We start from the raw sequence: 21,929 nt of genomic DNA on the forward strand, positions 1-21,929 counted from the left end.
ACCGATCTTACCGGGATCGGTGCAAAAATCGACCTTGCAGAACAAAGGGCTGAGGTCAGGCCGCCTCGCCGGTGATATCGAGCACCAGGATGCCGCGCTTGCGGCCGGTATCGACATAGCGATGGGCTTCGACGATATCCTCGAACGGGACCACGCGATCGACCACCGGTTTCAGCTTGCCGCCAACAGCCAACGCCGTCAGTTCGTCGATGATGGCCTGGCTGAACGCATGGTCCTTGCCCAGCTCTTCGCCGGTGACGACCTGCTTCTTGGAACTGCCGGTCATGAGGTCCCACAGGCTGCCAATCACCATGAGTTGCCGCCCCTTGCCGGTCAGCATGTGCTCGACTTGCTTGAGCGGCGCATTGCCGTGGCAATCCATGATCACATCGTATTTCTCGTCGCCCTCACGGAAATCCTGCTTGGTGTAGTCGATGACCTCATCGGCGCCGAGCGACCGGACCAGGTCGGCGTTCCGGCCCGAGCAGACCGCGGTCACATGACAGCCATAGCTGTGCTTGGCGATCTGCACCGCCGAGGTCCCCACGGCGCCCGAGGCGCCATTGATCAGGACCTTTTCGCCATTTTCCAGCTTGGCGCATTGGAAGAAGGTCAGCGCCGTCATGCCGCCAAACAACAGCGCCACGGCGTCGGCGTATGACATCCCCTCGGGAATGAGCTTGAGCTGCCCGTTTTGGGGCAGACAGCGATATTCGGCATGGCAAAGCATGTCGAACCCGGCGCTACCGAATACCTTGTCGCCAGGCTTGAAGCGGGTGACGTTCCTGCCAACAGCCTCGACGGTGCCGGCCAGGTTCAGGCCGAACACCGATACTTTGGGGCGGGTCAACCCCAGCATCAGGCGCATGAACAGATTGCCCAGGAGCTTCGGCCCGTCCGGCGCCCGAAGGGCGCGAATGCGAACATCGGCGATGTTCACATCCGAGGCGATGACCCGGATCAGGACTTCATCGTCACCGGGCTCTGGCTTCGGCACATCGGTGATATGCACATTCTCCGCCGGCCCATAGGCGTTACAAACAGCAGCTTTCATGGCGTCCCCCATCACACGTCAGGTGTATTGGTCAGATAATACACCTTTGTGACGGTTCAAGGGGCCGTGCCTACATCCCTTCGGGGCCTCGCGAGATGGCCGTGCGGCCGGTGCGCACCACTTCCACCAGCCCGAGCGGCTGCATCAGGGTGATGAACTGCTCGATCTTGGAGGATTTGCCGGTGATCTCGAACACGAAGCTGTCGGTGGTCGCATCGACCACCTGGGCGCGGAAGGCTTCGGCGAGGCGCAGGGTCTCGACCCGGTTTTCGCCCTTGCCGGCGACCTTGACCAGCGCCAGCTCGCGCTCGAGGCCATTGCCCTCGGCGGTCAGGTCAAGCACCCGGTGTACGGGCACCAGCCGGTCGAGCTGCATGCGGATCTGCATGTGCATCTTCGGGGTCGCGGTCACCGCAATGGTGATGCGCGACAGGTGCTTTTCATGTTCGGTCTCGGAGACCGTGAGGCTGTCGATATTATAGCCCCGCCCGGAGAACAGCCCGGCTATGCGAGCGAGAATGCCCGGCTCATTGTCGACGATCACCGAGAGGATGTGCTGCTCGGGGTTCTGGGTGTCCGGCACGATGAAATAGGCGGAACCGGTCGGCTGAAACTTGGCGTTCATTGGTCTTTTCCTCCCGGTGCCTCAGACGAGGACCTTGCCCTTGTCATCGATGATGGAGCCGATATCGGCGGTATCGGGCAGAATGATCTCATTATGCGCCTTGCCCGACGGGATCATCGGGAAGCAGTTCTCGACCTTGTCGACAACGCAGTCGAAGATCACCGGCAGATCGCTGTCGATCATCTCGGCGATGGCATCATCCAACTCCTTGGGGTCGGAGCAGCGTATCCCCTTGCCGCCATAGGCTTCGGCCAGTTTGACGAAATCGGGCAGGCTTTCCGAATAGCTCTGCGAATAGCGCCCGCCATGCAGCAATTCCTGCCACTGGCGCACCATGCCCATATATTCGTTGTTGAGGATGAAGATCTTGATCGGCAGGCCGTATTGAACCGCCGTCGACATCTCCTGCATGGTCATCTGGACGCTCGCCTCACCGGCAATGTCGATGACCAGTGCATCGCGATGCGCCACCTGGACCCCGACTGCCGCCGGCAAGCCATAGCCCATGGTCCCGAGCCCACCCGATGTCATCCAGCGCTTGGGCTCGTTGAAATGGAAATGCTGCGCCGCCCACATCTGATGCTGGCCGACCTCGGTAGTAATGTAGACGTCGCGATCCTTCACGGCCTCGTAAAGGCGCTGAACCGCATATTGCGGCTTGATCACCGTGTCCGAGTTCTTGAACGACAGGGATTTGACCGACCGCCAGTCCTCGATCTGCTTCCACCAGGGCTTGAGCGCATCTTCGCGCGAGGTGTTGGTCTTGGTGCGCCAGACACGGACCATCTCCTCGAGCACCGAGGCGCAATCCCCGACAATCGGGATATCGACGGTGATGTTCTTGTTGATCGATGAGGGATCGATATCGACGTGGATCTTCATCGAATTGGGCGAGAAGCCGTCGATCCGCCCGGTAATGCGATCGTCGAACCGCGCCCCGATATTGATCATCAGGTCGCAGTCATGCATGGCCAGATTGGCCTCATAAGTGCCATGCATGCCCAGCATGCCCAGCCACTGGTTGTTGTTGGCCGGGAACGCGCCCAACCCCATCAGGGTCGAGGTGACCGGGAAGCCGGTCAGCGCTGCGAGCTCGCGCAGATGCTCGCAGGCCTCGGGACCCGAATTGACGACGCCGCCGCCGGTATAGAACACCGGTTTTTCCGCTTTCAGCATCAGATCGACCGCAGCCTCGATCGCCGCCGAATCCCCTTCGGTCTGGGGCCGGTAGCTGGCGTGCTGGGTCGCGCCATTGGCGGACTTCTTGTAGTTGCCCAGCGCGAACTGAACGTCCTTCGGGATGTCGACGACAACCGGACCAGGGCGGCCCGTGGTCGCCACATAAAACGCCTCGTGCAGGACCCGGGCGAGATCGTTGACGTCTTTGACGAGATAATTGTGCTTGGTGCAGTTCCGGGTGATGCCGACGGTGTCGCATTCCTGGAAGGCGTCCGACCCGATCAGCGAAGTCGGCACCTGGCCCGTGATGCAGACCAGGGGAACCGAATCCAGCAGCGCATCGGTCAGCCCGGTGACCGCATTGGTCGCGCCGGGGCCGGAGGTCACCAGAACCAGTCCGCATTTGCCGGTCGAGCGCGCATAGCCCTCTGCAGCGTGGGTCGCGCCCTGTTCGTGCCGGACCAGGATGTGCTCGATGCCCTCGGTCTGGAACAGCGCGTCATAGATGGGTAGTACGGCGCCACCGGGATATCCGAAGATATGTTCGACACCGTTATCCTTCAAAGCCTGGATAACGATCTCGGCGCCGGTCATCTGTTCCGCCATTGGTCCTGTCTCCTAACCGTCCTTACCGCGCCGGCCCCTGAAGCCGGTCCGTGTTCCGGCGCTTGGGCCGGGTTTTACCCGAAATCGGGCATTAAAAAAGCCCCTCAGAGGGGGCCGGATGCGCATCATCGATCGTGAACCTTACCGGATCACGGGACAATGCGCCTTGTTACTACGAGAATGAGGTTCGACATCAGTCGGGTCTCTGGTCTTTCTTGTTGCGGCGGTATTGGTAAGCGGGGATTTTTCTCCGGTCAAGAGAATATGTCCGTTTCACCGCGATCCGCGCAATCGGGGCGCCGCGCGCAAGTTTTTCACAACGCCAGTGGTTTTTGAAACAATCGTCTCGATTGACCCGCTTGCCCCGTTGTGCCGCGCCGTGGTCAAATCCGCGCCGTTTCAGAATCGGAGAGGTATTGTCGTGAAACTTGAAACCATTGCCCTGCATCATGGCTATACGCCGGAGGCCCCGCAGCGCTCGGCAGCCGTGCCGATCTACCAGACAACGTCCTACACCTTTGACGACACCCAGCACGGTGCCGATCTGTTCGACCTCAAGGTGGAAGGCAATATCTACACCCGCATCATGAACCCCACCAACGCGGTTCTGGAACAGCGCGTGGCGGAGATGGAAGGCGGGATCGCCGGGCTGGCGCTTGCTTCGGGCATGGCCGCCATCACCTATGCGATCCAGACCATTGCCGAGGCCGGCGACAATATCGTCTCGACCTCCCAGCTTTATGGCGGCACCTACAATCTGTTCAAGCACACCTTCCCGCGCCAGGGGCTCGATGTGCGCATGTTCGATGCGGCCGATTTCGACAAGCTTGAAGCCTCGATCGACGACAAGACCAAGGCCGTGTTCTGCGAGTCCATCGGCAACCCGGCGGGCAATGTCGTCGATATCGAGAAGATCGTCGAAATCGCGCACCGGCATGGCGTGCCGGTGATCGTCGACAATACGGTCGCCACCCCGTATCTCTGCCGCCCGATCGATCTGGGCGCGGATATCGTTGTCCACGCCCTCACCAAGTATATCGGCGGGCACGGCAATTCGATCGGCGGGATCGTTGTCGATTCCGGCAAGTTCGACTGGGCCGCTCATAAAGAGCGCTTCCCCATGCTCAACGAGCCGGACCCCTCCTATCACGGCGTCGTCTATACCGAGGCGCTCGGGCCGGCAGCCTTTATCGGTCGCTGCCGCGTGGTGCCGCTGCGCAATACCGGCGCTGCGCTCGCCCCGCAGAACGCCTTCCTGTTCCTGCAGGGCCTCGAGACCCTGGGCCTCAGGATCGACCGGCACTGCGAAAACGCCCAGAAGGTGGCCGAATATCTCAAGGCACACCCCAAGGTGACCTGGGTCGCCTATGCCGGCCTGCCCGACAGCCCCTATCATGCGCTGGCCAACAAGATCACCAAGGGCAAGGCCTCGGGCATTCTCAGCTTCGGGGTCGAAGGCGGCCGCGATGCAGGTGCGAAGTTCATCGACTCCTTGCAGATGATCTATCGCCTCGTGAATATCGGCGATGCCAAGACCCTGGCCTGCCATCCGGCAACCACCACCCACCGCCAGCTCAATGATGAAGAGCTGAAATCTGCGGGCGTTTCCCCCGACATGGTTCGGATCTCGGTCGGCATCGAGCATGCCGATGACATCATTGCGGATATCGAACAGGCGCTGGCCGCCGTCTGATTGATTGCGGTGCCGCCCTCATCCGGGGCGGCACTGCCTTGACCAATCGGTCAACAATGCGGTGACACGACTCATAAGATACAGTATTGGTTGAACAATCACTTCCGATTGTCCCACCGCGCGCCCTTCCCCATGTCAGAAATCGACTTCACCGAGAGCGAAAAGCGTGTCCAGACCGCACTCGATCATGCGGGCCTCGAAACGCGGATCCGCGTGCTTGACGGTTCGGCGCATACCGCGCAAATGGCGGCCGATATTCTCGGCGTGGACGTCGCGCAGATCGTCAAATCGCTGATTTTCCGCGGTGTTGAATCGGGCCAGGCCTATTTGCTGCTCGTTTCCGGCGCCAACCGGGTGCACGAAAAGCGCTCGGGCCGGCAAATCGGCGAAAAGCTCGGGCGCGCCGACGCGGATTTCGTCAAGACCCATACCGGCTTTTCGATCGGCGGGGTGTCCCCGGTCGGCCATGTCGGCGAGGTCGATGTCTATATGGACGAAACCCTGTTCGACCTCGGCGAGGTCTGGGCCGCTGCGGGGCATCCGCGCTCTGTGTTCCCCACCACCGCCGAGACCCTCAGCCAGCTCACCGGCGCCCGCCGCATCGACGTAACCTGAGGGGCCCATTCTGGGACAGGCTCAGGACAAAGTTGAGATTGAAGCTGGTGCGCTGCCACACTCTCTGCCGTCATCCCGGACCTGATCCGGGATCCACTCGCGCACGCGGTTGGCATTAGTGCTGACGATGTGCTCAAGAGCCGATGCGAGTAGATTCCGACTTTCGTCGGAATGACGCTGCGGGTGGGATCGAGCCCTCAAAACGTTACAGCCCTCACCCTGAGGTGCGAGGTGAAACCGAGCCTCGAAGGGCTAGGGCGACAGGCTCAAGCCATTCGAGCGTAGCTCTCATGGCCTTCTCAACTAAAACCAGTCCACCGGACTGATTTTGCCCTTCGGGCCGGATCGAAGTTATCCCCGCCCCAAAAACCTCCCTTATCCTTTGCGAACCAACCTGCAATTGAGCGTGGTCGCGACAGTGAGAAGCGGTCGGGCGCAGCCCGGTCAAAAGGTCCGGTGGACCTTTTGAAGCGACGAACACCCTGAGAGCTATGCTCGAAGGGTCGGGTTCTAGAAAGAACTTATCCCCACCCACACTACCTCTCTTATCATCCACTCACCTGCCGGCACGGAGCGAGGATGCATACGAGCCTTCTGACGGAAAGGGTCCGGGTCCGATGGAGGTCGCTCCAGCGGAGGCCAAAACTGCGCCGGAGCCGGCTGCCGTTACGGCGGCGGTGTACTCTCGAAAGAGAGCGGGGATTGACCCCAGCCCGTTGACGCAGTCCAAGCCCAAAACCCCGGATGAGTGGGACGCGGTGCGCCTCGCTTTTACTAGTTTCGGATGAGACGTTCCGCGTCCCACTCCCGCTCTATCGCAAACCCTGGAGGCAAAAGCCTGCCGGGGCTGTCGGGGTGAACGCTTGCACCAATACCGCGCTGTCCCGGACCCGATCCGGGACCTCCACGCCAAGTGCGAACAGGCCCCGGCTCGGAGGCCGGGGCGGCCCGGAAGGATGCTACCCCAAGCCCTCACCCCGAGCCCGTCAAAGGGCGAGGGTGCGAAAAGACAGCGTTCCGGCGCTGCAGCACTCTCACCGTCATTCCCGCGGAGGCGGGAATCTATGTGAATCAGAGGGTTAGGGCTGGTGGTGATGGCGCCGGCGGCGCGCAATGAACATAACCACCAGTTCTCTGGTGCAAGCTCCCCTGGATTCCCGTTTTCACGGGAATGACGCCGGTGGTTGGGCGAGCCCACTGCCAATGAACCGCGCTGTTCCGGCCTCCGAGCCGGGACCTCGTTAGAAATGAACAGGCCCCGGATCAGGTCTGGGGCGGCCCCGGAGTGGGGTGCGCTCCACTCTCTCACCCCCTCACCCTGAGGTGCGAGGTGAAACCGAGCCTCGAAGGGCGAGGGTGGAAATTGGAACCACGTCGTCTGAATGCCAATGCAGCTTTCTCACTCCAGCGGATCGATCCGCCGCCAATCGGCCATTCTGTTCCGGAACCATGTTTCCTGGCGCTTGGCGTATTGTCCGGTGGCAATCGAGGCCTTCTCGATAACCTCCTCGCGCGTCCTGTCCCCCGCCAACATGGCTGTGATTTCGGGCACGCCGATGGCTTTCATGGCCGGCAGGGATTGATCGAGACCGAGCGCGTTGAGCGCCCTCACCTCTTCGATGGCCTCGCCTTCCATCATCGCCTCGAAACGCTGGCGGATGCGGGCGCGGAGCCTGGTCCGGTCGGGGGCGAGCACGATGCGCTCGGCACTGGCCGGATCGACAATCGGGGTTTGCGGGGCATCGAGGAAGGCCGCGAGGGACCGGCCCGTCGCTTCGAGCACCGAGAGCGCCCGCACCACGCGCTGGGTATCGGGCACCTCGAGACGCTCGGCCATGGCAGGGTCGCGCGCTGCCATCAGGCGGGCCCGGTCATCAGCATCGAGCCCCGCAATCGTGGCCTCGACCTTCCGCACGATCGCCGGGTCGACCGGCGGCACCTCGGCGAGACCCTGTGTCAGGGCTTCGAAGTAGAGCCCGGTTCCACCGGCAAAGATGATCTCAGGCGCATCGGACAGTTTACCGGCCAGTTTCTCGCGCACGGCGGCGAGCCATGCGCCGGTCGAAAACCGTTGGGACGGAGGCACAAAGCCGAACAGATGATGCGGGGCAGCAGCCATCTCGGCGGCGTCCGGCCGAGCCGTCAGGACCCGCAACACGTCATAAACCTGCATGGAATCGGAGTTCACAATGACCCCGCCCGACCGCTGCGCGCGTTCGATGGCAAGGCCCGTCTTGCCGCTCGCGGTGGGACCGGCTATCAGAACCACCTTGCCGCCTATCGGTGAGTTTTCAGCACCCAAGTTGCGGAGTTCCCTTATGTCCGTGCTCGTTCTTGTCGCCCATCCCGAAGACCCGGCACTCGACGATACGCTGGCGCGGCGCATCGAGGCGGAGACCGGGGGCGAGCTCAATTGGCTCAACCAGCGCATTGCCTGCGAGATCACGCATCCGAAGTCAAGCGACCCGCTGGGCGATGCCCGCGCACTGATCGGCGCCAGGCCGATCGATGCGGCGCATGTTCCGCTCTCGAACCGGCGCAAGAAGCTGCTGATCGCGGATATGGATTCGACCATGATCAACGAGGAGTGCGTCGACGAGCTCGGCGATGCGCTTGGTATCAAGGAACGGATCGCAGCCATTACCGAGCGCGCCATGCGCGGGGAGATCGACTTCATCGGCGCGCTCAAGGAGCGCGTCGGCCTTTTGAAGGGCATCGAACGGGCAGTGATGGAAGAAATCCGGCGCGAGAAGATCACCTATGCCTCGGGCGGGCGGGCGCTGGTGCAGACCATGAAGGCCTATGGCGCGCGCACCGTGCTGGTCTCGGGCGGCTTCACCTTCTTTGCCGATCACATCGGCAAGCGCATCGGCTTCGACGCAGTCGCGGCCAACACGCTCGAGTTCGATGGAGATTCGCTGTCGGGTACCGTCAGCGAGCCGATCGTTGACAGTTCGACCAAGCTGGCGCGGCTCGAGACAGAGATCGAGCAGCTGGGTATTCCGCGCGCCGCAACGCTGGCCGTGGGGGACGGCGCCAATGACCTGCCGATGATCAAGGCCGCCGGCATGGGGGTGGCCCTGCATGCCAAGCCCGCTGTCGCCGAGTCTGCGGAAGTCCGGATTGACCACGCGGACCTGACGGCCCTGCTCTATCTGCAAGGCTATGAAGAAAGCGAGATCGTGCGATGAGACTGGAAACCGAACGGCTGGTTTTGCGGGACTGGATGCCGCGCGATTACGCGCCCTATGCCCGGATGCTTGCCGACCCCTATGTGCGTCGGTTTTATCCCAGCACACTGAGCGAAGCCGAGGCCTATGCGATGATCGACCGCTATCGCGAGAACCTGGCGCGGGACGGTTTCGGGTTTCTGGTTGTCGAGCGCAAGAAGGACGGCGCTTTCCTCGGTGACGTCGGCATCTCCAAGGTTCCGTACGAGGTACCCGGCAATCCCGAAATCGAGATCGGCTGGCTTTTGGGCAAGCGCTATTGGGGCCACGGATATGCGCCTGAGGCTGCTTTGGCCTGCCTTGATCATGCCTGGCGGGAAGCGAAGATCCCGGAGGTCGTGGCTTTCACCTATGAAGGCAACACGCCCTCACAGCGGGTCATGCAGAAGATCGGGATGACCAGCGATCCGACAGAGAATTTCAACCACCCCAAGGTGCCACGGGGGCATAAGCTGCGCCCCCACGTGCTCTACCGCATCAAGAATCCGCTATTGGCGGGTTAGGCCTTATTCGATCCGGATGGCGAGGAAGCGGCTGTTGCCGCGCGGGTCCTGCACCATCATCAGCACGGCGCCCTTGCCGTTGGCCTGGGCCGTGTCGACGATGTTGGCAACGTCCTCGGGCGAATTGACCGGCTGCTGATCGACCTGGGCGATCACCATGCCCGTCCGCAGGCCCTTGTCGAAGGCATCGGCGTTACGGTCGATCTCGGTGACCACCACCCCGTGCACTTCGGTGTCGATGGTGTGGGTATCGCGCAGCGCGTCCGTCATTTCCGAAAGGATCATGCCCAGGATATCGCCGGTAAGCGGCGGCACCGGCTCAGGTGCGTCCGGTTCGTCCTGCCGGTTTTCCGCGACGCGCGCTTCTTCCTGTTCAAGACGCCCGAGTGTGACATTGACGGTAACGGTATCGCCGTCGCGCAGCACTTCGACATCGACCTGCTTGCCGATCTCGGTCTCCGCCACAATCCGTGGCAAGTCCCGCATGCGCTCGACGCGCTTGCCGTCGAATGTGGTGATGATGTCGCCCTGCTCGATCAGCCCGTCCGAAGGGCCATTGCCGGTCACCGAGAGCACCAACGCGCCTTCGGTCGATGTGAGGCCCAGGCTTTCGGCGATGTCGCTTGTAACGTCCTGGATGCCGACGCCGAGCCAGCCGCGGCGGGTCTCGCCATATTCGGCGAGTTGAAACAGCACCGGCCGCGCCAGGTTGATCGGAATGGCAAAGCCGACACCGAGCGACTGGCCGCCCGTCGCGATGATAGCAGTGTTGATGCCCACGACATCCCCATGCATGTCGAACAGCGGCCCACCCGAATTGCCCTGGTTGATGGCAGCATCGGTCTGGATGAAATTGTCATAAGGCCCGGAATTGATGTCGCGGTTGCGGGCGGAAACAATGCCCAGGGACACCGAGCCGCCAAGGCCGAACGGGTTACCGATCGCCATCACCCAATCACCGATTTCGGTGATCTCGGAATCCCCCAGGCGCACCGGTACCAGCTCGCGGTCCGTATCGATCCGCAGCACCGCGAGATCGGTCTTGTCATCGGAGCCCACAAGGCTGGCCTCGACCTGTTGCCCGTCAGGAAACAGGACCACGATCTCCTCGGCATCGGCGATGACGTGATTATTGGTGGCGATCAGACCGCTTTCATCGATCACGAAACCCGATCCCAGCGAGGCGACTTCACGTTCGGGCAGGCCCTCTTCAGGCTGCAGTCGATCGAACAGGTCGCGAAGCGGGGAACCTTCCGGCGTCTCGGGGAACGGGAAACCGGCACCGCCGGGGATGCGGCGGGTGGTCGAAATATTGACGACACTCGGGGTGAGTTCGCGCGCCAGGTCGGCAACCGATCGCGGCCCCCTCAGCGGCGACTGGGACTGCGCGAACGCAGTACCCAGGCCAGTCATAAGCACGAGCGCCGCCAGGACAAGCCTTGCGGCAGCGGGCAACATCATGGTTGCGGGCGTACGCATAGTTCCTCCCTTGCTGCCCGGTTTGCCCCACCTATCCCCGGACCAATAGCAGCAGCATAAGCCCAAGACCGGCGGCGCAAAGCCCAATCACGCGGATTTGGTTATCGGGCGAGCCGAGAACCAGTTCGATGGCCCGCTTCATCTGGGTCGGAAAGGCTGCATAAAGCAGCCCTTCCAAGACGATAGCAAGGCCGAGAGCGGCCAGAAACTCGGTCATTGACCGGCTTCCGGTGCCACCTCCGCGTCATTGGTGAGCGCAGGAACCGTCACTGCCGGATCGACAGCCTCCGGCACCTCGATCGCATCCGGCGTCAGTGCCCCTGTCAGATTATCCGACTGGAAGTACTGGAAGAACTCCGAATCCGGAGACAACACCAGCGACGTGTTCGAGTCCTGCAAGGCGCGCGTATACGACTGCATGGACCGGTAGAACGCGAAGAACTCGCGGTCCTGCCCATAGGCTTCGGCGAAGATCGCGTTCCGTGTCGCATCGCCCTCACCGCGAAGGATCTGGCCATCGCGGTTGGCACTCGCCAGGATTTCGACAACCTGACGGTCGGCCTGGGCGCGAATGGTCTGCGCCTGTTCCTGACCACGGGCGCGCAGACGAGCCGCTTCGGCGAGACGTTCGGCCGTCATACGGTCAAAGGTCTGCTGCGAGACTTCCTGCGTCAGATCGGTACGCTGCACGCGGACGTCGACGACATCGATGCCGAGGTCGTTGATGTCCGGCCGGATCAGTTCGGCGGCTTCACGCATCATCTCCCCGCGCTGCTCGGAAAGAGCGGCGTTGAACTCGCGCTGACCATAGACCTGGCGCAGGGCGGAGTTCAGACGGGTGCCGATGCGGTCTTCCGCGCGGGCGAGATCCGCCTGCACCTGTTCACGGAAAAGCCGCGGGTCGGAGATCTTGTAGGCAAGGAACGCGTCGACGACGTAGAACTTGCCGTCTGCGACCTGCACGGTGATGTCTTCAAGATCGTAACGCAGGATACGGTCTTCGATGATCTGGACGGATTCGACGAAATCGGTCGGCACCTTCCAGTAAAGGCCAGGCTCCTGCTCTACGCGGGCGATCTCACCGAACCGGGTGACAACGGCCTGCTGGCGCTCATTGACCACGAACAGCGACGACAGGACCGCGTAGGACGCGAGGATCAGGACGACGACTACAATCAAAACTCGGCTCATGATTAGCCTCCCGTCCGTGCGTTGTTGCGGCTCTGCACTTCAGGCAGCGGCAGATACGGCACAACACCGCCCCCTGCGCCGCTTTCGATGATCACCTTCTCGGAATTGCCAAGCACTTCTTCGAGCGTTTCGAGGAAAATACGTTTGCGGGTCACTTCCGGTGCGCGAGCATATTCCTGGTAGACGGCGATGAAGCGCGATGCCTCACCCTCGGCTTCCTTGACGACGCGGTCCTTGTAGGCGGCCGCATCTTCGCGGACCTGAGCCGCCTCGCCTCGTGCCTGACCCAGCTGGGTATTGGCATACTGGCGGGCTTCTTCCTGGAACCGGTCTTCGTCCTGCTCGGCACGCTGGACTTCGTCAAACGCGTCGGCCACTTCGGCAGGCGGCGCCACATCCTCGATCGCGATCTGCGCGATGGAGATGCCGGCGCCGTAGGAATCAAGGATCGACTGGGTGATGTCCTGCACCTCGATCTCGATGCCTGCACGGTCGGTACGGAAGATGTCCTGTGCCAGACGGCGGCCCACCACTTCACGCATGGCGCTTTCTGCGGCGCGGGTGACCATGGTGTCGGGCTCGCGGACATTGAACAGATAGGACGCGGGGTCGCCCACGCGCCACAGAACCGAGAACGCCACATCGACTATATTCTGGTCGCCCGAGAGCATCAGGCCCTCGCCGGACGATGTGCCGCGCGACGATCGAACCGAGCCGATCCGGGTCTGGTTTTCCGCCGTGTCGACCAGTTCAACGGTCTCGACGGGCCAGAAAACGAAGTGAAGTCCCGGATCCGAGAGCTCGTCCTTGGGCTGGCCAAACAGCAATTCGACACCACGTTGCTGCGGATCGACGGTATAGACCGACTGAAATACCCACACCACAATGACCGCCAGAACGACTGCCACGATCCCCCAACGACCCCCGGGCACGCCACCACTGAAGCTGTCGCGCCCACGATTGAGAATGTCTTCCAGGTTCGGACCGCCGGGCCTTCTGGGCCCTCCGCCGCCACCACCACCACTGTTTCCGCCACCGGGCGCCTGGCCCCACGGTCCGCCATTATTGCGGCCGCCGCCTCCCCGGTTGTCGTTCCAAGCCATTTGAAGCCTTTCATCATTCGGCATTTACTGCCGGTTTTTATAGAGACAGGGGTGTTACGGATCAATGCACGCGCCGGATGGTCACGCGCGTTCGTAAACACGGACTGTATAATCCGTGCTGTCCGCGGGGTCGGCCTCGTAGTCCGAGCGCGTAAAGCCGGTCCATTCCGCCGGATCGATCTGAGGAAACACCACATCTCCTGCCGGTTCGGCATTCACATGGGTGATGTAGAGCCGCTTTGCAATGCCAATCGCCTGCGCGTAAAGGTCGCCACCGCCGATTACGAAGATCTCACTGGCCTCGTCGCGCCGGGCGATCTCCTCGGCAAGGGTCAGCGCCTTTTCGAGGGAATTGGCGACCAGCACCCCCTCCGGCTGGAAGGATAGCTGGCGGGTCACCACGATGCTGGTGCGGCCCGGCAAGGGGCGTTTGAACGTCTCGAAGGTCTTGCGGCCCATGATAATGGGCTTTCCCATGGTGATCCGCTTGAAGAACTGCTGGTCCGAAGGCAGCCGCCAGGGGATGTCCGGGCCATGCCCGATCACGTTGTTCCGGCCGACCGCCGCGATCAGCGCAAGACTTGGTTTCATCGGCAAATTCTCATGAGCAGGGATGGTTGTTCATTTCTGCGTCACCGTCTTCACGGTTGCGCGACCGCTTCAAGCGTATCGCCTTCAAGCCAGTAGGTCGTCGCCAGGTTGGAGGATTCCGCGCCCAGCGCCTCATAAAAACCGATGGCCGGCTTGTTGTGGTTCATCACGGTCCATTCGAGTTTGGGCACCCCCTCTTTAACGCACCGCGCTGCCAGATGCTGCAGCATGGCGCGCCCGAGCCCCCTTCCGCGCATCGCATCATCGAGATAGAGGTCGATCAAGAAGATGTTCCTTTGTCCGGTGAATGTCGAGAACATGTAGACCCAGATCGTGCCACCGACCGGTTTGCCGTCCCATTCGGCGATGTCGGCGTGAATATATGGCGGATCCGCACTCAGCGCCTCTTCGATCTGGCCGGCATCCGCTGTCACCAGATCGAGATCGTCGTGATAGGCGGCAAGCGCCCGGATGTAGGAATATACCAGTTCTGCGTCAGCCGGGCCCGCGCTGCGTATCGTCAAACTCATGATTTCGCCAGCGCCTCCAACGCCGTGCCGTCGATACGGCATTTGGTCCATTCGTCCTGCAGCTCGGCGCCAAGCGACTTGTAGAAGTCGATGCTCGGGGTGTTCCAGTCGAGCACCCACCACTCAAGGCGTCCCAGCCCTTCAGCCGAGCACCGTGCAGCCAGCCGCCGGATCAGGGCCTTGCCTAGCCCCTTCCCGCGGAATTCGGGCCGCACATAAAGGTCCTCGAGCCAGATCCCATGCTGGCCCTGAAAGGTCGAGAACGTATAGAACCAGAGCGAAAATCCTGCGGTTTTTCCTTCCCATTCAACGATTTCGCAGAAAACCTTTGGCGATACACCGCCCAGCGCCGCCTCGATATCGGCGGCCGTGGCCACCACCTCGTGGGAGAGCTTTTCGTAGTCTGCCAACTCGCGGATGAATTCGAGAACCAGCGCCGCATCAGCGGGCCCCGCCTGCCGGAAGCTGGCGGTCATACAGCGATTGGCGCCTTGATCGCCGGATGCGGGTCGTATCCCTCGAACTTGAAATCCTCATAGGCAAAGCCGTCGATGGCACTGCGCCGCGTCAGGATATTGAGCTTGGGCAACCCCCGCGGTGCGCGGGAGAGCTGTTCGCGGGCCTGATCGAAATGGTTGGCATATAGATGCGCATCCCCGAGCGTATGGATGAAGTCGCCAGGCTCGAGATCGGTGACCATCGCCATCATATGGGTCAACAAGGCGTAAGACGCGATGTTGAACGGCACGCCGAGAAAGATGTCGGCGGAGCGCTGATAGAGCTGGCAGGAAAGCCGGCCATCGGCAACATAGAACTGGAACAGGCAGTGGCATGGCGGCAGCGCCATATTGTCGACTTCCGCCGGGTTCCAGGCCGACACGATGTGGCGACGGGAATCCGGATTGTTCCTCAGGCTGTCGACCACCTTGGCGATCTGGTCGATATGGCCGCCGTCGGGCGCCGGCCAGGATCGCCACTGGGCGCCATAGACCGGCCCGAGGTCTCCGTTTTCATCGGCCCACTCATCCCAAATGGTCACGCCATTGGCCCGCAGGTAGCCGATATTGGTGTCGCCTTTGAGGAACCAGAGGAGTTCGTGAATGATCGAGCGCAGGTGGAGCTTCTTGGTGGTGAGAAGCGGAAATCCCTTTTGCAGGTCGAACCGCATCTGGTGGCCGAACACGGAGCGGGTGCCCGTGCCCGTCCTGTCGCTGCGATCAGTGCCGGTTTCAAGGACATGTTCGAGAAGGTCGAGATATTGCTGCATGGTGCCACCTGGCGCGGCGGGGACCGCGCCTTGAAAGGCCCGACATCAGGTCAGGCGGATCAGAATGCGGCCACTCTATACGATTCTGAACGCGCCGCCCCGGGTCAGGCCCGGAAATCAACGGAAACCTCAGGCGCCGTATCGCGACGGGTCGGTCAGGAACGCGGCCTTGTTGGCAGAAGAGGCGAACCGCCATTGCAGCCCACCCAGAACGACCGTGAAGCGCCCTTCCCCCTTGATGCGCTGGCCGCGCGCCAGCGCGACCGCGTCGAGGCCGCCATGAGCCTCCGCCGGCACAACGCCGGTAAAGCTTACGCCGGCGGCAAGCGCGGCGCTGGCCGATGGGGTTACGATCAAGACAAGAGCGAGCGCAGCCGCGCGCGCAAGAACGGCGGTGTGCCGCATAGCGTTCATTCCTTCGCGATGTGTGAGGTCCCTGTTCCGGCGGGGCTCTTTGGTGGCGTTGCCTCAACAAAGCCCGTCCGGTTCGCGGAAAACCTGGTTCAAATTGCAGCTTTGGCTCCGTCCGACTGCGGAGTTCACAAGAGCCTACGGCTGCGGCGCTCCGGCAGTTTTGAGACAAATCAAAACAACCCGGTGTCACGCCGGGTTTTGCGCAACATGGCTAAGCAATGATTACCGCTGTTCAGCTGAGTTGAGGCGAAGGTGCTCTATGGCGAAGCATGAACACGAACCCGGCCATCCCTGAATGACATCCGGTCGCGAACCATGATCGGCCTCACGAAAAGACCGAGAGCCGATCGGCCCGTTTGGCGCAAAGGTAATAGAAGGTGAGCCGGCATTTCATACGGCGGTCGCGCATTTGCTGGGCCACCGAGCCGACAATGTCGTCGAGAGCACCGTTCGGCTCCTTCAACCCCAGCTTTTTCTTGAGAAAATTGCGTTTGACCAGTTCGAGTTCGGCAGCGCTCGATGCTGCCACATAGCGGGAATCCGGGCTGCGCAAGGCGATGCCGAGATAGCGCTCGAGGTTTTTGACGACCTTCTCATCCGCCAATTCGTCATATTGGCGCACCCGGGTCAGATATTTGTTCATTGTGCCCCCCTCAGGCCCCCGGCCTCCCACCGGGGAAACCCGTATTCTGGGCAAATCCGCGCCAATTACAAGGTGCAGCGAATCGGGGATGGAACGCCGGTCGGCGAATTCGGCTTTTGCAATGGGCCGGGCCAATGCCTATATTGGGTCTGCCGGCAACGGCTATGGCGATAAATCGCAGTCGCAATAAACTCATCGGACCCGGGGGCAGTACCCGGCGCCTCCACCAAAACCTGGTTCCCGCCGAAAAGGATCGGGCCGCCAGCATGGGGGCGAAACAGGATCGACGAGAGTGTAAAGGGCTTGCTTTCGCTCGGCATGGTACCACCGACATCGGGCCATCATGATAGTTGCAAATGACAACTACGCTGAGGCACGTCTCGCTGCGTAATGCGGTGCGACACCTCGAATTGAAGCCCTGATCTCCTAGCAGGGATTAGGCGGGGTTCGCAGGCACCTGGCAACAGAAGCCTGCACTTCATTTTCCCCGATTGATCTTACATTCTGTGCTTTCGACCATGCTGCGCGGCTTCGCGCCGCAGTTGGCGAACAGCCAGCTTGCATTCGGCTGCGTAAGGGTTTGATATGCAGCGCTAAGGATTCTCAAAACTTCGGACGGGCCCCTTTTATGGCTGAAGACCTCATGCGCTACGATATTCTGACCCAGGACGCCTTGCGCGGAGTGGTTCGGAAGGTGCTCTCTGAGGTGTCGAAGACCGGTCTGCCCGGTGACCACCATTTCTTCATTTCCTTCGCCACGCGCGCGCCCGGTGTCCGGCTCTCGCAGCGCCTTCTGGAGGAATATGAGGACGAGATGACCATTGTTTTGCAGAACCAGTACTGGGACCTCAAGGTCACCGATACAGGGTTCGAGGTCGGGCTTTCCTTCGATGGCCAGCCGGAAATGCTCGCCATCCCGTTCTCCGCGGTCAAAGGCTTCTTCGACCCCTCGGTCCAGTTCGGGCTGCAGTTTGAAGTGCGCGATCTTGCCGGCAGGCCCGAAGGCGTCACCGACCTGCCCACCACCGGCAATGACGATACGGGCGAAGTGACCCCGCTGCCGATCGATGAAGCCGGCGCAGGCGATGATGAAGCCGCCGAAGGCGACAAGGTCATCAGCCTCGATTCCTTCCGCAAGAAGCCCTGACCGGGTGCTGGAGAAGCGCTCCGTCTCCCTGAGTGGCCATCGCACATCGTTGGCGCTGGAGCCCGAATTCTGGGCGGTTCTCGAAGAAATGGCGGATGACCGCGATCTCAGCCTGGCCGCGCTTGTCGGCGAAATCGATGCCAAGCGCGACGATGCCAATCTCGCCTCCGCGCTCCGCGTGGCGGCGCTGGCGTGGAGCCGGAGCAACCCCGCCTAAAGCGCGGCTGCCGCTATTCGAAAAGCAGATCCGGGATCAGCAAGATGGGCGCTTCGTCCTGTTGCGTCCCCTGTCCCACATTGGCGGGCGGGGTTGGCCCTGAAGATTGCTGTTGTTGCTGCGCAGCTTGCTCGGCAGCCTGGCGTTCAGCCTCTTGTCTCGCAGCCTCTTGCCTCGCAGCCTCTTGTCTTGCAGCCTCCTGCCTCGCCGCCTCTTCTTCGGCAAGCCTTGCCTGACGCGCGGCCTCTTCCTCCAGCCGGCGCTGCTGCTCGGCTGCAAGCTCGCGCGACCGCTGCTCGGCCTCGTCGCGCAAACGTTCGAGTTCGTCCAGTTCGTCCTGCAGGGCGCGGACGCGGATCGCATCGACCATGGTTGTGGTGTTGATCTCGGCTTCGGGTGCAGCCAGCGTGCCGCCGATCAGGGCCGCGACTTCTCCCGTCGTCGGCGTGATATAGCCGTTTCCGCCCAGGGGTCCGGTCGGGGTCATGGTCCAGGTGCCGTCGAGCTCGGTGGTTTCGAGATTGAGATCGCCACCACCCAGCAGCCGCACGCGCGGAGTCTCGGCGGCGACATTGGAGACCCTGAGGGCACCCGAAACAATCGAGAATGCCCCTTCGATGCCGCCGGCCTCGAGCGGCCCTTCCCTCAGGGCTGCCTCGACGACACCGGTCAGGTCGTCAGGCGACAAGTCGGCGATATTGTCCATACCCGACAGCGCCACGAAGACGGCGGGGCTGAAACGTTCGATACTCAGTGAATCGATCGAGAACCCGCCCTCGCCGCCGAGATTGTCGACGATTTCGTCGATGGTCGTGCCCGAGCCAGTGAACTGGCCGGAGGCAACAACATAACCGCCAAGGTTCTGGGCGGCGGCGGGCGGCAAAAGCGCATCGATATCGACCCCGTCCAGAGCAAAGCGCCCGGAAACCTGCTTGTCGGCCAGTGCGGAGGCGCAGCAAAGCCGGATATCGGCTTCCACTTCGCCTTCTCCCAACCCGCCGGTCAGGCCGCGAATGCGCCGTTCATTGGCATCCCACACCAGATCGAAGCCGACATCGGTGAGTACCGCGTTAGGCGCGACCGAGAGTTGGCCGACTGAAATCGTGATGCGCCCCTGGGTCGGTTCTTCGGCCGCACTCAGGTCGAGTGGACCGATCGGCCAGACTTCATCGCCCTGGAGCAGAGAAGCGCCTCCGGCGAGGTAGCCCGCCAGCGCGGCCACGCCTGTCTCGCCCAGGGTCACATTGCCTGAATAGTTTCGCGTGCCGTCCTGAGCGAAGACCGAGACGTCGCCCGACAGCGCCGTGTCGGCAAAACGGCCATTGAGCCCCGAGACGATGATTTCGCCGCCGCTGGTCAGGCGCAATTCGCCTTCTGCCTCCAAAGCGGGCATTGACGTGGCCGGCAGACCGAGCAACTGCGCGAATTGCCCCGGATCGTCGAGGGTCACGCTGGCCTGACCCCGTCCGCTGAATTCAGGGAAGTTCGACATGATCACGCTGCCCTGATAGCGGGCGGTGTCCTGCCCTTGGGTGAAAGTGATCGTCGCTTCAAGGCTGTTTGTCGCGGTGCCATCGCTTTGCCAGCGCAGCTGCGCCCGTTCCTGCCCCGCCGGTGCGGTGGCGGCGACAACCGGGTCCACGGCGCCCAGCGCTGCAAGCAGGCTGTCTGGGCTCGGCCCATCCAGCACCACCGCGAGCCGCGAAGGACTGTCAAAAGTGCCAACAATGCCGTTCGACAGTGTCAGTTCAGCGGCCATGCTGACATCGGCCACCACGCCATCGAGAGAAAGCGACTGGCCGCCTTCCTCCGGTATCGTCAACGTGGCGTCGAGGCGCAAGGGGCGGTTCTTGTCGAGCCAGGCGGCCAGCACTTCGGCCTGCCCGAACTCGGGCAGAACAGAAAGCGCCGCATCGGTGTCGGCGGCGCCGGCAACATCGAGCTGCGCCTCGCCCTCAAAACGCGGGTCAAGCAATGTCCCGTGCACGCTGCCATTTGCCCGCAGTTGCACGCCCGCCAGATCGCCAATCCGGAAGCGGTCGACATCGACGCCCACGGGAGACCAGTCGAACGCCGCATCGAAGCTGGTGATCGGCTGACCTTCCCAGAACACGGTGTCGGCGGCCACGGTCAGCGAGCCCGCCGGGAAACTGGCAACGAAGGAACCGTCGCGCCGGATCTCCGGCAATAATGCACTCAGGAACCTGCTCTGTTCGGCATTGAGCGACCCTAGCGCAATCTCCGCCTCGGCAGCGGTCGACATGCCACGCAGGATTCGGGCGGAGAGGTCGATATCGGCGCCGGCGAGTGCAAACTTACCGTCTTCAAGGCGCACACCGCCATCGGTCACCCTCAGGTCTGCGTTGAAGCTGAAGGGTTCGCCGAACAACAGCGACTGGTCCGAGAACGGTCTCCAGAGCCGGGAAAGAACGTCGAGCCGATCTCCTTCGAGCCCTATTCGGCCCGCAAACCGGGTTTCGCTCTCCGGTTCCGCCGTTGCCCCGCTGAGGGTGAGCTGCGTGTCGCCATTGAGCCGTCCCGTCAATGTGCCGATTTGCCAGACGTCCCCGTCAGTGGTCGCATCGAGCCGCAGATCCCTTAGCGCCATGCCGCGATAGTCGAGTTCGGCAACGTCCAGCCCCACCTCACCCGGCAACCCGATATCGGGCAGCGCCGGCAGGCCGTCGAACAGCGACAGCACTTCGTATGGGTCGTCGGCGCTGACCTCTCGAACATCCTGTTGTTCCAGGGAAACAACACCGCCGGACACCACCGCCTGGAACCGGCGGTCGGCGCCAAGGGTAATATCCACCGCACCGGTGAGGCGGGTGCCGGGGCGGTTTTCGTCCGGCATCAGGGTGAAGGCCGAGATGAGCAGCCGTTCCGCGTCAGCCTCCACCGTGCCCTCGAGCACCGCGTCACCGCGCACGGCATCCGGGTCGCCAACCCGGGAGGGCCGCTGGCGATAGGTCAGATTGCCATTGTAAGCCGGGTGCCCTTCCGCCGTGCTCAACACACCGTCAGTCGACAGCGTAAAGGGCTGCTGGCCTGGCCGCAGGATCATGCCGACGCGGATATCGCCGGCTTCATTCTGATCGGACGTGGTGATGTTGAAGCGGATTGGTTCGTCCCCGAACAGCGCTTCCCCTTGCGCCGTGAATGGGCCACGCAGGGCCGCGATCTTGAGACTGGTCTCGATGCCGGAGAGCGACCAAACCTCTTCGGAGCGCGTGTCTTCGACATTAATCCGGCCACCGGAAATGGTGGCGTCACTCACCGACACATTGGTCGCGCGCACTTCGCTGGCGAGCCGGATCGGCGCTGCGAGTGTACCGCCTTGCCCGATAGAGAGATTGAGAACCGGGTCGATCACGCGCAGCTGGGTGACCTCGTAGCGGTCACGCAGGAATTCCATCAGGGCGAACTCAGCCTCAACCAGCTTGATCTCGGCGCTGGGCGAATCGTCCGGGCCCAGAACCACGTCGTTGAGCACCAGTTGCGGCTGCGGCAGCAGGATGAATTCCATGTTGCCGCGAATGGTCACAGGTGCGCCGAGCGCCTCTTCGGCGATCTCCTCCATTCGCTCTCGATAGGGATTCCAGTCATAGAACCGCGGCACGAGGAACGCGGCGACAAGCAGGATGATGGCAAGGCCGCCGATAACGATGAATAGCCGGTTGAGCACGTGTCTGGTTCAACGCGTTGGTAATCGTGTTGGGTGCAATGTACGCGAGAGCATGGGCCGCGTCACCACGCAGTACGCCAGTGGCTTGAGCCGGCAGGGCTTTTGCACATTCAAGCGCACGGGCAAGCGGACGGGAACGGCTTTTCCTTGCGTTGCC

Annotated in this window: 21 protein-coding genes and 1 other RNA gene; 7 read left to right on the plus strand and 15 right to left on the minus strand. The window is 62.2% G+C overall.

The window, feature by feature from the left end:
- Positions 1-55 precede the first annotated feature (55 nt).
- From G489_RS0101890 to G489_RS0101900, 3 genes are all read right to left on the minus strand, one after another.
- Positions 56-1,054, minus strand: a complete 999-nt coding sequence (locus G489_RS0101890; RefSeq protein WP_029040091.1) for an NAD(P)-dependent alcohol dehydrogenase — start codon at positions 1,052-1,054, stop codon at positions 56-58.
- A gap of 70 nt (positions 1,055-1,124) precedes the next feature.
- A complete protein-coding gene (gene ilvN, locus G489_RS0101895) occupies positions 1,125-1,679 on the minus strand; it encodes an acetolactate synthase small subunit (RefSeq protein WP_029040092.1) in 555 nt (184 codons plus the stop codon).
- 21 nt (positions 1,680-1,700) lie between these two features.
- Positions 1,701-3,464 carry an acetolactate synthase 3 large subunit gene (locus G489_RS0101900; RefSeq protein WP_029040093.1) on the minus strand — a complete coding sequence of 588 codons (1,764 nt, stop codon included), beginning with the start codon at positions 3,462-3,464 and terminating at the stop codon, positions 1,701-1,703.
- A gap of 421 nt (positions 3,465-3,885) precedes the next feature.
- Here G489_RS0101900 and G489_RS0101905 point away from each other — a divergent pair, with 421 nt between their 5' ends.
- Both G489_RS0101905 and G489_RS0101910 read left to right on the plus strand, forming a co-directional pair.
- Positions 3,886-5,157, plus strand: a complete 1,272-nt coding sequence (locus tag G489_RS0101905) for an O-acetylhomoserine aminocarboxypropyltransferase/cysteine synthase family protein (protein WP_029040094.1) — start codon at positions 3,886-3,888, stop codon at positions 5,155-5,157.
- 132 nt (positions 5,158-5,289) lie between these two features.
- Positions 5,290-5,772 (plus strand): YbaK/EbsC family protein, encoded by a 483-nt coding sequence (locus tag G489_RS0101910; protein WP_029040095.1) that lies wholly within the window; start codon positions 5,290-5,292, stop codon positions 5,770-5,772.
- Between the two features lie 1,399 nt (positions 5,773-7,171).
- Here G489_RS0101910 and miaA read toward each other — a convergent pair.
- Complete coding sequence (gene miaA, locus G489_RS0101920; protein ID WP_245578791.1) at positions 7,172-8,041, minus strand: tRNA (adenosine(37)-N6)-dimethylallyltransferase MiaA; 870 nt, start codon at positions 8,039-8,041, stop codon at positions 7,172-7,174.
- Between the two features lie 49 nt (positions 8,042-8,090).
- Here miaA and serB point away from each other — a divergent pair, with 49 nt between their 5' ends.
- Both serB and G489_RS0101930 read left to right on the plus strand, forming a co-directional pair.
- Positions 8,091-8,963, plus strand: coding sequence for a phosphoserine phosphatase SerB (gene serB / locus G489_RS0101925; protein ID WP_029040097.1), 873 nt, complete (start codon positions 8,091-8,093; stop codon positions 8,961-8,963).
- Positions 8,960-9,505, plus strand: coding sequence for a GNAT family N-acetyltransferase (locus tag G489_RS0101930; RefSeq protein WP_029040098.1), 546 nt, complete (start codon positions 8,960-8,962; stop codon positions 9,503-9,505). Before serB ends, G489_RS0101930 begins: the two co-directional genes overlap by 4 nt.
- Before the next feature lie 3 nt (positions 9,506-9,508).
- Here the strand turns inward: G489_RS0101930 and G489_RS0101935 are convergent, their stop codons facing one another.
- The 10 genes from G489_RS0101935 to G489_RS0101980 form a co-directional block, all read right to left on the minus strand.
- A complete protein-coding gene (locus G489_RS0101935; protein ID WP_051332201.1) occupies positions 9,509-10,984 on the minus strand; it encodes a Do family serine endopeptidase in 1,476 nt (491 codons plus the stop codon).
- Positions 10,985-11,015: 31 nt separating this feature from the next.
- Positions 11,016-11,201, minus strand: coding sequence for a DUF2065 domain-containing protein (locus G489_RS0101940; RefSeq protein ID WP_029040100.1), 186 nt, complete (start codon positions 11,199-11,201; stop codon positions 11,016-11,018).
- A complete protein-coding gene (gene hflC / locus G489_RS18685; protein ID WP_081691344.1) occupies positions 11,198-12,178 on the minus strand; it encodes a protease modulator HflC in 981 nt (326 codons plus the stop codon). Before hflC ends, G489_RS0101940 begins: the two co-directional genes overlap by 4 nt.
- Complete coding sequence (hflK, locus tag G489_RS0101950; protein ID WP_029040101.1) at positions 12,178-13,278, minus strand: FtsH protease activity modulator HflK; 1,101 nt, start codon at positions 13,276-13,278, stop codon at positions 12,178-12,180. The genes hflC and hflK overlap by 1 nt, the downstream gene beginning before the upstream one ends.
- Before the next feature lie 81 nt (positions 13,279-13,359).
- Positions 13,360-13,869 (minus strand): dihydrofolate reductase, encoded by a 510-nt coding sequence (locus tag G489_RS0101955; RefSeq protein ID WP_029040102.1) that lies wholly within the window; start codon positions 13,867-13,869, stop codon positions 13,360-13,362.
- A 50-nt stretch (positions 13,870-13,919) separates the two neighbouring features.
- Positions 13,920-14,399, minus strand: a complete 480-nt coding sequence (locus G489_RS0101960) for a GNAT family N-acetyltransferase (RefSeq protein ID WP_029040103.1) — start codon at positions 14,397-14,399, stop codon at positions 13,920-13,922.
- Complete coding sequence (locus tag G489_RS0101965) at positions 14,396-14,875, minus strand: GNAT family N-acetyltransferase (protein WP_029040104.1); 480 nt, start codon at positions 14,873-14,875, stop codon at positions 14,396-14,398. Before G489_RS0101965 ends, G489_RS0101960 begins: the two co-directional genes overlap by 4 nt.
- On the minus strand, positions 14,872-15,666 hold the full coding sequence (locus G489_RS0101970) for a thymidylate synthase (protein WP_029040105.1): 795 nt from the start codon (positions 15,664-15,666) through the stop codon (positions 14,872-14,874). Before G489_RS0101970 ends, G489_RS0101965 begins: the two co-directional genes overlap by 4 nt.
- 129 nt (positions 15,667-15,795) lie before the next feature.
- On the minus strand, positions 15,796-16,071 hold the full coding sequence (locus G489_RS18690; RefSeq protein WP_051332202.1) for a hypothetical protein: 276 nt from the start codon (positions 16,069-16,071) through the stop codon (positions 15,796-15,798).
- Positions 16,072-16,405: 334 nt separating this feature from the next.
- On the minus strand, positions 16,406-16,723 hold the full coding sequence (locus tag G489_RS0101980; RefSeq protein ID WP_029040106.1) for a DUF2853 family protein: 318 nt from the start codon (positions 16,721-16,723) through the stop codon (positions 16,406-16,408).
- Positions 16,724-16,835: 112 nt separating this feature from the next.
- On the opposite strand from G489_RS0101980, the gene ssrA reads away from it, so the two are divergent.
- From ssrA to G489_RS0101995, 3 genes are all read left to right on the plus strand, one after another.
- Positions 16,836-17,201, plus strand: a transfer-messenger RNA (tmRNA) gene (gene ssrA / locus G489_RS22160).
- A 150-nt stretch (positions 17,202-17,351) separates the two neighbouring features.
- Positions 17,352-17,870 carry an SspB family protein gene (locus G489_RS0101990; RefSeq protein WP_029040107.1) on the plus strand — a complete coding sequence of 173 codons (519 nt, stop codon included), beginning with the start codon at positions 17,352-17,354 and terminating at the stop codon, positions 17,868-17,870.
- Between the two features lie 4 nt (positions 17,871-17,874).
- Positions 17,875-18,087: a ribbon-helix-helix domain-containing protein gene (locus tag G489_RS0101995; protein ID WP_035871174.1), complete on the plus strand. Its 213-nt coding sequence runs from the start codon at positions 17,875-17,877 to the stop codon at positions 18,085-18,087.
- A 13-nt stretch (positions 18,088-18,100) separates the two neighbouring features.
- Here G489_RS0101995 and G489_RS0102000 read toward each other — a convergent pair whose 3' ends face one another.
- On the minus strand, positions 18,101-21,772 hold the full coding sequence (locus G489_RS0102000; protein ID WP_029040109.1) for an AsmA family protein: 3,672 nt from the start codon (positions 21,770-21,772) through the stop codon (positions 18,101-18,103).
- Between the last annotated feature and the right edge of the window lie 157 nt (positions 21,773-21,929).

The sequence above is a fragment of the Cucumibacter marinus DSM 18995 genome (assembly GCF_000429865.1).
Classification (GTDB): Bacteria; Pseudomonadota; Alphaproteobacteria; order Rhizobiales; family Devosiaceae; genus Cucumibacter; species Cucumibacter marinus.

Coding starts and splice junctions, on each gene's coding strand:
- G489_RS0101890 (WP_029040091.1), bottom strand. CDS start 1,054: ATGAAAGCTGCTGTTTGTAACGCCTATGGGCCGGCGGAGAATGTGCAT.
- ilvN (WP_029040092.1), bottom strand. CDS start 1,679: ATGAACGCCAAGTTTCAGCCGACCGGTTCCGCCTATTTCATCGTGCCG.
- G489_RS0101900 (WP_029040093.1), bottom strand. CDS start 3,464: ATGGCGGAACAGATGACCGGCGCCGAGATCGTTATCCAGGCTTTGAAG.
- G489_RS0101910 (WP_029040095.1), top strand. CDS start 5,290: ATGTCAGAAATCGACTTCACCGAGAGCGAAAAGCGTGTCCAGACCGCA.
- serB (WP_029040097.1), top strand. CDS start 8,091: ATGTCCGTGCTCGTTCTTGTCGCCCATCCCGAAGACCCGGCACTCGAC.
- G489_RS0101930 (WP_029040098.1), top strand. CDS start 8,960: ATGAGACTGGAAACCGAACGGCTGGTTTTGCGGGACTGGATGCCGCGC.
- G489_RS0101935 (WP_051332201.1), bottom strand. CDS start 10,984: ATGCGTACGCCCGCAACCATGATGTTGCCCGCTGCCGCAAGGCTTGTC.
- G489_RS0101940 (WP_029040100.1), bottom strand. CDS start 11,201: ATGACCGAGTTTCTGGCCGCTCTCGGCCTTGCTATCGTCTTGGAAGGG.
- hflK (WP_029040101.1), bottom strand. CDS start 13,278: ATGGCTTGGAACGACAACCGGGGAGGCGGCGGCCGCAATAATGGCGGA.
- G489_RS0101955 (WP_029040102.1), bottom strand. CDS start 13,869: ATGAAACCAAGTCTTGCGCTGATCGCGGCGGTCGGCCGGAACAACGTG.
- G489_RS0101960 (WP_029040103.1), bottom strand. CDS start 14,399: ATGAGTTTGACGATACGCAGCGCGGGCCCGGCTGACGCAGAACTGGTA.
- G489_RS0101965 (WP_029040104.1), bottom strand. CDS start 14,875: ATGACCGCCAGCTTCCGGCAGGCGGGGCCCGCTGATGCGGCGCTGGTT.
- G489_RS0101970 (WP_029040105.1), bottom strand. CDS start 15,666: ATGCAGCAATATCTCGACCTTCTCGAACATGTCCTTGAAACCGGCACT.
- G489_RS18690 (WP_051332202.1), bottom strand. CDS start 16,071: ATGCGGCACACCGCCGTTCTTGCGCGCGCGGCTGCGCTCGCTCTTGTC.
- G489_RS0101980 (WP_029040106.1), bottom strand. CDS start 16,723: ATGAACAAATATCTGACCCGGGTGCGCCAATATGACGAATTGGCGGAT.
- G489_RS0101990 (WP_029040107.1), top strand. CDS start 17,352: ATGGCTGAAGACCTCATGCGCTACGATATTCTGACCCAGGACGCCTTG.